The following is a 12,496-nucleotide window of genomic DNA, read 5'->3' on the forward strand; positions in this document are numbered from 1 at the left end:
ACTCTCTACCTTTTATAAACTTTTTTTGATAACATCCCCGCTCTAAAGAGCGAGGCTTTCAGTTGTAAAGGTAAAGGAACTCAATAGTTTATATAACCCAAAATTTTACTCATTATACTTATATACGGCCGCACATCCCTCAACTTCTGCTGGTATTTTCTGTGGACATTTACTGTTGGTTGATATTATTAATTCTCCTTTATATTCAACTTTCATTTTTTGCAAAGCAATCACTATAATATATCTCCCTCTCGTATAGATTATTCCTCCTTGGTTTGTTTTTACTTCTATATCTCTTGAAAATCCTCTCATTTCTCCCTTTCTAAGTGATATCAAAGCCTTATATAGTCCCAGTAGTTCCTCATCAATTTTCCAACTTAGCTTTGATCTATTAAACGTTTCTTCGCTTTGTGGTTCATAATAGTATTTTCCCATCTCTTTTTTCCTTCCCTCTCTTAAACCTTTGATAATTTCAGCATCAGAAAAGTCAGTAAAGAATAAAAATGGGTTTTCCTCCCCATACTCTTCTCCCATGAATAGCATAGGAATATAAGGAGATAGTAGGTAAAGAAATGGTAACATTTTTGCCTTTTCCTTTCCAACTAACGAAATGATCCTTTTACCATCTAATCTATTTCCAACTTGATCGTGATTTTGGCAGTATACAACGAACTTATTACCGGGCAAATTTCCGACAGGAAATCCATGAGTTTTTTTTCTAAACTTTGAATAAACTCCATCATAGACAAATACGTCCTTTAAAGCCTTAGCTATTTTTTCAATTTCACCAAAATCCTCATAGTACGAATCTCTCTCCCCTGTAAAGAATGCGTGGATAGCATGATGAAGGTCATCGGACCACTGCGCATCTAAGCCATAACCGCACTTTACTGGGGGCAAAATTATTCGTGGGTCGTTCAAATCGCTTTCGGCGATAATTATTGCTTTTCTTTCGTTTTTTTCAACTGTTTCCATTATTTCCCTTAGAATATGTTTAGGGGACATATCATATATGCTATGGACGGCATCTAATCTAAGTCCGTCTGCATGGTATTCGTTTATCCAGTATAGCACGTTCTGAATGACGTAATGCCTAACTTCATCACTCCATGACTCATCAAAGTTAAAAATTGGTCCCCAGGGGGTTTTGTATCTAGAGGAAAAATATGGACCAAACAAGCCTAAGTAATTTCCTTCTGGACCTATATGATTATAAACTACGTCGATTATTACTCCTATTCCGTTCTTGTGAGCCTCATTTACGAGGTATTTAAGTCCTTTTGGTCCTCCATAACTATTTTGAACAGCGTAAAGCATTACACCATCATATCCCCAGTTTCTATTTCCAGCGAACTGTGAGACAGGCATCAACTCAATAGCAGTTATTCCTAGTTCTCGTAGATAAGGAATTTTTTTAGCAACTCCATAAAAATCGTTACCAAAAGCTCCTACATGCATCTCATATATTATAGGCATTTCAATTCCTTTCCAATTCTTATCTTCCCAGTTAAAGTTAGGAGAAACTATTTCTGATTTTTTATGAACCCCTTCTGGTTGGAATCTAGAAACAGGATCTGGAATCTCATTTCCATTAATAAGATAACCGTAACGATCTCCTTCCTTTGCTTTAACGTAAGTTGAAAAATATCCCTTTTCCTCTTCTTCAAGATCAAACTCTCTATCATTTACTTTAATCTTTAAGGACTTAAGAAAAGGCGCCCACACTCTAAACTTAACTTCATTTTCCTCAAGGTTCGCTCCTATATCCAGCTTCCACATATATTTTAATCGCTTTTCATACATTTTAAGGATAAACATGGCTATTGTGAGCAGGCCGGTAAGACCTGGAGAACCATATCCAATTGGTGCAACAGTCTTTAAGGATAGCGTTAACTTCACCATATTTTCGGAAAACGCAACAGGGGTACAACTTCTCCTTTTTTCTCATGTAGACGATAAGGAACCAAAAGAGGTAATAGACATTAAGGAAAGAACAGGAGACCTCTGGCACGTTCAAGTTCCAGGCCTACTCCAGGGTCAGCTTTATGCATATAAGGTTGATGGTCCGTATAAGCCTGAAAACGGACATAGATTTAATAAGAATAAGGCATTGATCGATCCTTACGCTAAAGCCGTTGCTGGATTAATTAATTGGGACGATTCTTTATTTTCATATAAAATTGGTGATCAAAATCAAGATATGAGCTTTGATGAAAGGGACTCGACTCCATTCATACCTAAATCCGTGGTTGTTTCAGGTGATTTTGATTGGGAAGGAGAGAGACCTCTTTCTGTTAGAGTTCCATGGTCTCAGACGTCTATTTACGAAGCTCATGTAAAAGGCATAACGAAGTTAAGAGAAGATGTAGATGAAAACCTTAGAGGCACGTATTCTGGTCTAGCCTCTAAGCCCATAATCTCATATCTTAAGGATATGGGAATAACCACATTAGAGTTAATGCCTGTTCAACAATTCGTTAGAGATAAGTGGCTCTTAGATCAAGGATTGACGAACTACTGGGGATATAATCCAATAGCTTACTTTGCTCCAGATTGTGGGTATTCGAGCTCAGGTTGCCAAGGAGAACAGGTTATAGAGTTTAAAAAAATGGTTAAAGAACTTCATTCTGCAGGTATCGAAGTAATCATAGATGTTGTTTATAATCATACTGGTGAAGGAAACCATTTGGGTCCAACTCTTAGCTTTAAGGGTATTGACAATGCCTCGTATTACATGTTGAATCCAGATAATCCTAGATTTTACATGGACTTTACAGGAACTGGGAATACATTCAACTTGAGACATCCTAGGGTACTTCAGCTAGTTATGGATAGTCTAAGGTATTGGGTTTTGGAAATGCACGTTGATGGTTTTAGGTTTGACCTAGCGTCAGCTCTAGCTAGAGAACTTTATAGCGTTAATATGCTATCTACCTTTTTTGTCGCAATACAACAAGATCCAGTACTTTCAAGGGTAAAGCTTATTGCTGAACCTTGGGATGTAGGGGAAGGAGGATATCAAGTAGGAAATTTCCCATACCAATGGGCTGAGTGGAACGGAAAATATAGAGACATTGTAAGAAGGTTTTGGAGAGGAGAACAAGTGCAATACGGAGAGTTAGCAAATAGACTTATGGGATCTCCTGATCTCTATCTTGGATCAGGTAGGACTCCTTTCGCTAGTATAAATTACATAACTAGTCACGATGGTTTCACATTACAGGACCTGGTTAGCTATAATCAGAAACATAATGAGGAAAATAAGATGGACAATAAAGATGGAATGGAGGATAACCTTAGTTGGAACTGTGGATATGAAGGAGAAACTCAAGATCCCAACGTATTATCTTGCAGGGAAAGGCAAAAAAGGAACTTCATTACTACCCTGCTCATAAGTCAAGGAGTTCCGATGATACTTGGGGGGGATGAACTGAGTAGAACTCAGAGGGGGAATAACAATGCCTTTTGCCAAGATAATGAGATTTCCTGGTATAATTGGAATCTTGATGATAAAAAGAAGGCTTTTAGAGACTTCGTTAAATCTCTAGTATATTTTAGAAAAGCTCATCCAATATTTAGGAGAAGAAAGTTCTTTCAAGGCAGAAAACTTTTCGGATCTCCTTTCAAAGATATCACTTGGCTTTCTCCTTCAGGTTCGGAAATTGACGATAGAGTGTGGAATTCTCCAACTCAAACAATTGCCTTCATATTGTCAGGAGATGCAATGGATGAAGTTAACGAGAGAGGGGAAAGAGTTGCCGACTATACCTTTTTGATAATACTTAACGGAAATCCAAATCCAATAAAGTTTAAGGTTCCAAAAATCGGAAGTAATTGGGAATTAGTTCTCTGGACTATTGACAGACAAGCAGGAGAGAATGATAAAATTGTAAAGGCAGAACAGGAGCTGGAAATTGAAGGAAGAAGCGCAGTGATTTATAGGAGGACTTGAGTATGAGCTATAGAGTCCAGCTCAGTTACAAGTTTACTTTTTTAGATCTGTTAAACATTATGGATTACTTAAACGAGTTAGGAGTCGAATGGATTTATCTCTCTCCAATCCTTCAAGCTAGAAAAGGTAGTGAACATGGATATGATGTATATGACTTTAGCAAAGTAAATGAAGAACTCGGCGGATTGGATTTGCTAATGAAAGTTTCGGCAAAGGCTAAAGAACTTGGAATGAAGATTCTAGTTGACGTAGTTCCAAACCATATGACTTTGGAAAATCCTTATTTAATGGATGTTCTAAAAAATGGCAGGAACTCCAAGTACTCAAAGTATTTTGATTGGGATGGAGAAAAGATAATTTTACCTATTCTAGGAGAGGAACTTAATGATGCGATAAAGTCAATGGAAATTAAAGACGGCTTTCTTCATTACTATGATCATGTACTTCCACTCAATGTGGGGAGTGAGTCTTCTAATGAAACTAAATTAACCGATTTACTTAAACACCAGAACTATATCCTAGAATATTGGAAGAATTCGTCTAAAGAGATAAATTATAGGAGATTTTTTGACGTGAATTCCTTAATAGGTTTAAGGCAAGAAGATCCAGAAGTATTTGAGGACACTCATAAAGTCATTTTTTCCCTTGTAAAACAAGGAGTAATTCAGGGAATAAGGGTAGATCATCCTGATGGACTGTTCGATCCTAAGCGTTACTTTGAACAACTTAGAGAACGCGTAGGAGGGGTACTTATCCAGGCTGAGAAGATACTTTCAGGACATGAAAGACTCAGGGATTGGAAGATTGATGGCACTACAGGGTATGACTTTCTTAGGGATGTAAATATGCTATTTGTAGAGAAGGAAAATAAATTCATCATGGAGAGAATTTATGAGGAATTCACTGGTGAAAGTCTAAACTATGAGAGAAGTATATGGAAAAGCAAGGAAGATGTTATTGAAGAACTGTTTAAGGGTGATATTGATAGAATAGCTAAAAAAATAGAAAAAATTACAGGTAAAGACTACAGGAAGGAAATAAAGGATTTTATAAAGTGCATGAGAGTATACAGGACTTATATCTCAGATCATGTCGAGTGGGACGATATTGAAGCTATTGCTAAGGCATCAGAATGTTCAGGTCCTGGAGTGCTTGACCTAGTAAATAATAGAAGTGCCATGATGTATTTGCAACAGTTAGAGAGTCCAATCATGGCTAAGGGACTTGAGGATACATTTTTCTATCGCTATAATCCCCTTATCTCTTTAAATGAAGTTGGAGGAGATCCTTGGACTTTTGGGATAACTTGCGAGGAATTCCATGCTAGAAACTTGGAAAGAGAACTCTTCAGGCCGAATACAATGACAACGCTTTCTACTCACGATACGAAATTTAGTGAGGATGTAAGGGCCAGAATAAATGTATTGTCGGAGATTCCACTTGAATGGGAAGTAAAAGTAAAGGAATGGGCAGCTATAAATGAGAAATTCAAGATTTCAAGAGGAAGATTCGTTTACCCCACTAAGAACGATGAGTTTAGGTTTTACCAAGTTCTATTAGGAACATGGAAAGAATATTCGGAAGAGTATGAAGAAAGGTTAGTTAAGTATATGATGAAAGCCATTAGAGAGGAGAAAAATGAAACTTCATGGCTTTTTCCTAACGATGAGTATGAAAAGGCAGTAGAGAAGTTCGTAAGAAATGTAATTAAAGATGGAGAATTCTTACGCTCTTTCCTCCCATTTTATGAAAAGATAAAGAGGATTGGAGAAATAAATTCTATTTCACAAAAGACCTTACAATTAACCTCTCCGGGAATCCCTGATATTTATCAAGGGAATGAAACATTTACGTTCTTGATGGTAGATCCTGATAATAGAAGACCAGTTGATTTCGATCACCTTAAGAAAGAACTCTCAGAGATTAAGAGAGAGGATCCTAGAAAAATGACTATGAATAGGCTTAAAACATACATTGTATGGAAGCTTCTCGAACTTAGAAGAAGGAGGAGAGAGTTATTTAAAGGATATACTCCAGTAAATGTTTCAGGCGATTATTCTAAGAGATTATGCGTCTTTTCAAGAAACGGTCTTGTAACAGTTGCACCTAGGTTAATAGCCAATAATTATCCATTAAACATGAGTAGGATCAACATTGACTTAGATGGAGAATATGAGGATATACTTACTGGAGATGTTGTGGATATTAATGAGGCATTGAGGCAATTACCTGTTGCAGTTCTTGTAAAAAGATAAATATAAATTTAATGGATTTTTTTAGTCTAACTTTTGAGAATATGCGTCTGGAGCCCACTTAGGAGAGGTAGGTGTAAAGTTCTCGAACCGTAAAGTAGAGATTAAAATATAAATAGCGAAAGAAATTTCATAGGGTTCCAGTGAAATGTTGGGTTTACAACTGAAAGCCTCGCTCTTCAGAGCGGGGATGGAATTAAGAAAAAGTTTATAAAAAGATACAGAGGACTGTTTAAGTGTACAACATCTAACAAAGTATTTAGCGCAGACCTAGTTGGTGCGTTTAACATATCCATAATCCTGAGTCCTAATGATGGTGGTGTTGAGGGTTCCACCACCAGAGGGATAGGGATAAGTTGGGGTAAGACCACCCCACTGGTCTATACGTGGACGAGAGGATCGGGGCTAGTAGCTAGCTATGATTCTATGAGGGTGAAACGTATGGACCAAAACCTATGAACCGCTTTGAGGGGAACCCTTTAGGGCGGGGAGGAGGTCAGAACATTGAATAGTATAGTCAACAAAATATGGGAAAAGTACCTGAAGGGAAAACAGCTGAAGGACTGAGATATTACGACAACGGCGTTCAACTTTTAAGTGCATAAAGCAGTTGATCTTATGCATATTCATCTAGGAGTAATTGGAGATGTGATTTTCTTTTTCATAGCATGGATAATTATTTCCATTCCTATATGGTTATCTGCAAAATTTTTTAGTTCTAAGGATAGCTTTGGAAAAGCATTGATTGCAAGTCTTGCATCAGTATTAATATTTGAGATAATAGTAGGAATTTTTGATTTCATACATCTTCATCTCATAGGACTAATCTTAGGGTTCATAGGTATGTTAGGCGTATTTAAGGCAATATTTGATGTAGGTTGGTTAGGGGCTCTAGGAATAGCTATACTATCATTTATAATTGCCTTCGTTATAATTGCTCTTTTAGCAATTATAGGCCTTTCGATTCCTCTTTTAATTTAAATTTTTATATAAATTTTAAATCCAATACCTGATACCTTTATTTAAATAATGAGTTAAGGATATAGAAGACCTAGTGCGTAGATGGATAACCTCTGACCTCCTCCCCGCTCTAAAGAGCGAGGCTTTCGGTTGTAAAGTCCATAAAACGATTTTCTAAGTTCCTTCTTTACAACCGAGAGATTCGGACAGAATCGACTTAGTGAAGCGGTACTGAATACATGAAATGAGAGAAACTTAAATAGACCGGGACTCATAGCACCTACAAAGAGTTTTAAAAGATCTCATAAAGGAAATCTGTTGTAGTGAGAGGGGGATTAATCTGAACATTGAAGCAAGAAGATCCGACAAAGTAATTAGGATAGTTCGCAAATGTCATAAGTCTTTCTTTTAATTTCTTTCAGACGTAAAGTCAGAGAAGCACTGAACATATGCTTTAGTATATTATACATCTAGCAAGCAAACCTACTAGGTATTAACTCTGTGTTTAGTAGTGAGATCATAAGATCTACAGTGTAAAGCTACGTGAACATGAATTATCCAAGAACATTTCACATACTTCCGATATTGGGCTTTCTATCTTCATCATCGTAATAAATTCCTCCATCTCCTTTACCCTTCTAATATAAAATCAAAGGAAACGGTAAATATACATAGTTACATCCTATGCGGCCGCCGGGATTTGAACCCGGGACCTCCTGCGTGGCAGGCAGGCGTCCTAATCCATGCTAGACTACGACCGCGAAAATCTATTAGTTGCCTAATTTAAATGTTTTACTCTTAGTGTCAACTTCCCTATGTATATAGAGAAAATCTTTACCTTGATTGAGAGAATTTGTTTATTATATAGAGAAATGGTTAAAATTTTTGAGTCAATTCATCATCCTCTTCAGGGAGAGTATTCTTAACGCATTGTCCTAAACTGTTTATAAGGGAATTCTCTTAATTTAATCTATGAGTGCTTTCTTCAATTCTATTGCTGAGAAATGGCAAAGGACTTGGGAAGAACAGAAAATATTTGAGGCTAATCCAGATAAAAGAAAAGACAAGTTCTTTATTACTGTTCCATTTCCCTACACAAATAGTCCGATGCATATAGGGCACGGTAGAACATACGTGACAGCCGATATATATGCAAGGTATATGAGAATGAAAGGAAAGAACGTACTTTTTCCCTTTGCTTTTCAGTTCACTGGAACTCCAATACTAGCCGTAGCTGATGGAATAAGAAGAGGAGATAAAGAACTTATTGACTCTTTTGTGAAGATCTATAATATTCCAGAAGAGAAGCTAAAAGAACTAGCTGATCCATACAAGCTAGCTGAGTACTTTAAAGATGATATGGAAAAATCAGCAAAAAGTCTTGGACTAAGCGTAGATTGGAGAAGATCCTTTACAACAACTGACAAAAGATTCTCCTCACTTATTCAGTGGCAGTTCAAAAAACTAAAGGAAGCGGGCAAACTAGTGATTGAAAGTGATGCAGTGAGTTATTGTCCTAGAGATCAATTTCCAGTAGGGATGCATGACACTAAAGGCGATATTGAACCTGAAATAGACCGCCTAGACGTCATACTTTTTGAGGGAGAATACTTGTTTCCAGTATCCACTTCTAGACCTGAAACAGTATTTGGAGGTAATGGATTAGCGGTTAATCCTGAAGCTGAGTATGTTGTGGCAGAAACAAATGGGAAGAAATATATACTATCTTCTGATTCATTCTTCAAGCTATCCTTTCAAAGAGACTTAAAGGAAACTGATCGAATGCTGGGATCTGAACTAGTTGGTAGAAAAGCGATAAACCCTGTAACCTTAAAGGAAGTTGAAGTAATTGGTTCAGGTTTAGTCAATTCTAATTTTGGAACTGGAATTGTCATGCTTGTTCCAGCTCACGATCCTATACATAAGGCAATGATAGAACAGGCGGGAGAAGAGGTAGACATAACTCCCGTAATTAGGAGTCCCGATCTTCCAGAAGTTCCGACCGAGGATATAGAGATTGCTAATATGGCGGAACTTAAGGACTATGCAGAGACAATCTATAGAACAGAGTTTTATAAGGGCGTCATGAGAGAGGACATAGTTGATCTAGTCCCAGATTATATGCGGCAGTATGTTAAGGAAAGAATAGCTGGTAGATCAGTTAAGGAAGGTAGAATGGCAGTAGTTGATCTACTGAAGAACTTAGGAAGATATGATAGCATTTATGAGATAACTAATGGTCCCGTATTCTGTAGATGTGGGGCCCAAGTGGTAGTAAAGACCTTGGAAAAACAATGGTTTATAGCATATGATGATCCAGAGTGGAAGAGAAGTGTTCTGAAGTCGTTGGATAAGGTAGATATAGTTCCTCCTGAGGCTAAGAAAGAATTTGAGAAAGTAATCTTTGATTTAAGAAAAAGAGTTGTAGGTAGGAGTAGAGGTCTTGGAGTGAAATTACCTTGGGACGAGAGTCAGATAATAGATAGTCTCAGCGACTCAACTTTATACACAGTGTTTTATACGGTATCTCACCTATTAAAGGAGGCCAATGATAAGGAACTTGACTATATATTTCTCGGTTTACCTGCAGAAGTTAACGATGATATAAAGAAACTTAGGGAAGAATTTCAGTACTGGTATCCGATAGATGTTAGAAGCAGTGGGAGAGATCTTGTCCAAAATCACTTGCCATATTTCATATATAACCATTTAGTCATATTTGGTGAAAGCGGTTTGCCTAAGGAAATAGTTCTCAACGGTTTTGTCAGGGTGGGGGGTAAAAAGATGAGTAAGAGCTTTAGAAATATTTATCCGTTGAAAAAAGCGATAGAGGAATACGGTGTAGATCCAGTAAGGGTTGCTTTAACTTCTACTGCAGAGATCTACCAAGATATTGAATTTAATGAGAGGTTAGTTACTGCTATAGCAGAGCAACTAAGAAGATTATTCAATACAATTAATTACATAATTGAAATAAAGAGAGAAAAGAAATACGACATTTATGATAAATGGCTTTCTAGCATTATAGCCAAAAAAGTTGGAGAAATAGACCAAGCTTATAAAACCTTTGAGTTTAAGAAAGCTATGGACGAAGCTATCTACTCCATTTATGACGCAATCCTAGATTACTTGGACATGACAGAATCTCCAAGCTCAGATATTCTAAAAAGAGTAGCATCAGCGTGGATTAGAATGATCTCCCCTCTTGTTCCTCACTTAGCAGAGGAACTTTGGAGTAAATCGTTTACTGGATTAGTTGTTAACCAAGACTTTCCTAAACCAGAAGAGTTTCAAGTTTATCCAGAAGCTGTCCTTCAAGTTGAGTACCTTAAAGAAGTTGTAAATAGAATCAGGGAATTAGTAAACGTAGTAGGAAAGGAACCATCTAAAGTTGTGCTTTACGTAAGTACGGATAAACAAAAAATGAAAATTGCTATAGATGCATGCAAAGCCATACAGGAGGGAAAAAGTGCAAAGGATTTTCTTTCAACTTACGGTGGAGATGTGAGTGCAGAGAGAATATATAATGTTGTAAAATCATATGAAGATGACTTTAGGAAATATATGGTAGAGGTTAGTGATATCGATGAGGTTAGAATACTTGCAGAAAACGCAAGGTATATCACAAGTAAACTGGGAATTCCCCAATTAGCGATATATGATGCAGGTGATCCAACAATTCCAGATATGAAGGAAAGAAAGGGACAAGCTCTACCTTTATACCCGTCAATTCTGATTTTATGAACATTATTTGTTAACTTAATTTATATTTTTATCCAAATATTAGCATGAAATTCGAGACTACTGCATAAAGAAATAGTCCGCAGACCGCAAAGACAATGAGATATTTCCCTCTTTTAAGTTCAAAATAGGACAAAGCCAAGGTAAAAATCTTTAATAAAGACATGACTGTCCCAAGAGCTAGGAAGTTCCCAGAAAATAGGTGAAGGAACGGATTCTCCTCAACATAACCAAGAGATATTCCATAAACTGTAGTCAATAAGTCTAGAAAAGCCAAACCAGATATTGTAGCAACCGCTATCTCTCTTCTCATGAGTATTTTTAGATTTTTAGAGTATTTATATATAATGTTATTAATTATTGACAAGTAGATATAGAATTATACATTTATATATATTCATATATATCAAGAATAAGCTTATTAAGATAAACTTCTATAGATGTATATAAGGTGAAATGAATGAAATTAAATATAGATCACTTAGCCGCAATTGTGCTTGTAGCGGCTATTGTCTCTTTGGGCATATTAGGAGGATATACACATGCGGTACCTCAAGCCATTATAGGGACGTCGTTACTTGGAAAATACATTGGTGGTGATTGGAATCAAGTTTATGCATATTCCGGTCAGGGCATGTTATCTAGGTCAACTTTTCTACAAAGTTTTGGTAGCAATAGCTTAAAATTTGTCAATTTTACTGACTCTCTTGGCGATATATTGCAAGTAGTTTTAGTTGCTTTTCCAAGCCATTCTGCTGCAGTATCATATGCAAAACAAAACTTAATTGGTAGCCTTATCTCTCAAGGGAAGTTGAGTATAGCAGTATATCAATATGGTTACACGGAAATAGTTCAAGGAGTTTACGGTAACGAATATGTCATGATTACTTACATTGGTAATACGACGATGCCAAGCGTATCTTCCATAGAGGCACTTGCTACAGCTCTATTAACAGGTAGCTGAGATTCAATATTTACTTTAATATAAAATTAGATTATTTATTTTTATTATTTAATATTTTTAGATCTAGTAGCTATATTGTTTTACTAGTTTTTTAAACAAATCTTTAAAATCTATAAATAAAAAGGAAAGTATGAAGTTAGAGATTGGGAGCCAGGCTCCCGATTTTGAAGCATTAGACGAGAATGGGAAAAAGGTAAAATTATCTGATTTCAGAGGCAAGTGGGTGGTACTTTATTTTTACCCTAAGGATGACACTCCAGGTTGTAGGACCGAAGCCTTAAGCTTCAAGGAAAATTGGGACGACTTGATAAAGATAGGTGCAGTTGTTATAGGTGTAAGTGGAGATAGTCCTGAATCTCACAGAAAATTTAAAGAGAAATATGGTCTTCCCTTTACTCTTTTGAGCGATCCTGATGATAAGATAAGAGAACTCTACGGGGCTAAAGGTCTATTACTTCCACCTCGTATAACTTTCATTATAGATAAGGAAGGGAAGATAATTCACATTTACTCATCTCAGATGAATCCTAAAAGTCACGTAAGTGTTGCCAAGAAAGTTATTTTACAAAATTTAAGTGCTAAGCCTTTAGATTGAACTTTTTATCCCTCTGGTTTAATGGACAAATG

Annotated in this window: 8 protein-coding genes and 1 tRNA gene; 6 read left to right on the forward strand and 3 right to left on the reverse strand. The window is 36.5% G+C overall.

The genetic code is table 11. From position 1 onward, the window contains the following. Positions 1–105 precede the first annotated feature (105 nt). Positions 106–1,770 carry a malto-oligosyltrehalose trehalohydrolase gene (gene treZ / locus CM19_RS10720; RefSeq protein ID WP_420804728.1) on the reverse strand — a complete coding sequence of 555 codons (1,665 nt, stop codon included), beginning with the start codon at positions 1,768–1,770 and terminating at the stop codon, positions 106–108. Between the two features lie 46 nt (positions 1,771–1,816). On the opposite strand from treZ, the gene glgX reads away from it, so the two are divergent. The 3 genes from glgX (at position 1,817) to CM19_RS10735 (ending at position 7,185) form a co-directional block, all read left to right on the forward strand. Further along, positions 1,817–3,952, forward strand: coding sequence for a glycogen debranching protein GlgX (glgX, locus tag CM19_RS10725; RefSeq protein ID WP_048100429.1), 2,136 nt, complete (start codon positions 1,817–1,819; stop codon positions 3,950–3,952). A 2-nt stretch (positions 3,953–3,954) separates the two neighbouring features. Beyond that, entirely contained in the window at positions 3,955–6,207 is a 2,253-nt protein-coding gene (treY, locus tag CM19_RS10730; RefSeq protein ID WP_048100430.1) for a malto-oligosyltrehalose synthase, read from the forward strand. Positions 6,208–6,822: 615 nt separating this feature from the next. Then, positions 6,823–7,185 carry a hypothetical protein gene (locus CM19_RS10735; protein WP_048100431.1) on the forward strand — a complete coding sequence of 121 codons (363 nt, stop codon included), beginning with the start codon at positions 6,823–6,825 and terminating at the stop codon, positions 7,183–7,185. A 664-nt stretch (positions 7,186–7,849) separates the two neighbouring features. Here CM19_RS10735 and CM19_RS10740 read toward each other — a convergent pair. Next, positions 7,850–7,925 (reverse strand) — tRNA-Gly (locus tag CM19_RS10740). Between the two features lie 211 nt (positions 7,926–8,136). Here CM19_RS10740 and leuS point away from each other — a divergent pair. Beyond that, positions 8,137–10,908, forward strand: a complete 2,772-nt coding sequence (gene leuS, locus CM19_RS10745; protein ID WP_048100432.1) for a leucine--tRNA ligase — start codon at positions 8,137–8,139, stop codon at positions 10,906–10,908. Between the two features lie 28 nt (positions 10,909–10,936). On the opposite strand, the gene CM19_RS10750 is transcribed toward leuS, so the two are convergent. Next, positions 10,937–11,218, reverse strand: coding sequence for a DUF5658 family protein (locus tag CM19_RS10750; protein ID WP_048100433.1), 282 nt, complete (start codon positions 11,216–11,218; stop codon positions 10,937–10,939). A gap of 147 nt (positions 11,219–11,365) precedes the next feature. On the opposite strand from CM19_RS10750, the gene CM19_RS10755 reads away from it, so the two are divergent. Next, complete coding sequence (locus tag CM19_RS10755; RefSeq protein ID WP_048100434.1) at positions 11,366–11,869, forward strand: hypothetical protein; 504 nt, start codon at positions 11,366–11,368, stop codon at positions 11,867–11,869. A 130-nt stretch (positions 11,870–11,999) separates the two neighbouring features. Next, entirely contained in the window at positions 12,000–12,464 is a 465-nt protein-coding gene (locus tag CM19_RS10760) for a peroxiredoxin (RefSeq protein WP_048100435.1), read from the forward strand. Positions 12,465–12,496 lie beyond the last annotated feature (32 nt).

Source organism: Candidatus Acidianus copahuensis, from assembly GCF_000632495.1.
Taxonomy (GTDB): Archaea; Thermoproteota; Thermoprotei_A; order Sulfolobales; family Sulfolobaceae; genus Acidianus; species Acidianus copahuensis.

Bases quoted from the DNA above. Each gene is read 5' to 3' on its own strand.
- glgX (WP_048100429.1), top strand. From the start codon at position 1,817: ATGGCTATTGTGAGCAGGCCGGTAAGACCTGGAGAACCATATCCAATT.
- treY (WP_048100430.1), top strand. From the start codon at position 3,955: ATGAGCTATAGAGTCCAGCTCAGTTACAAGTTTACTTTTTTAGATCTG.
- CM19_RS10735 (WP_048100431.1), top strand. From the start codon at position 6,823: ATGCATATTCATCTAGGAGTAATTGGAGATGTGATTTTCTTTTTCATA.
- leuS (WP_048100432.1), top strand. From the start codon at position 8,137: ATGAGTGCTTTCTTCAATTCTATTGCTGAGAAATGGCAAAGGACTTGG.
- CM19_RS10750 (WP_048100433.1), bottom strand. From the start codon at position 11,218: ATGAGAAGAGAGATAGCGGTTGCTACAATATCTGGTTTGGCTTTTCTA.
- CM19_RS10755 (WP_048100434.1), top strand. From the start codon at position 11,366: ATGAAATTAAATATAGATCACTTAGCCGCAATTGTGCTTGTAGCGGCT.
- CM19_RS10760 (WP_048100435.1), top strand. From the start codon at position 12,000: ATGAAGTTAGAGATTGGGAGCCAGGCTCCCGATTTTGAAGCATTAGAC.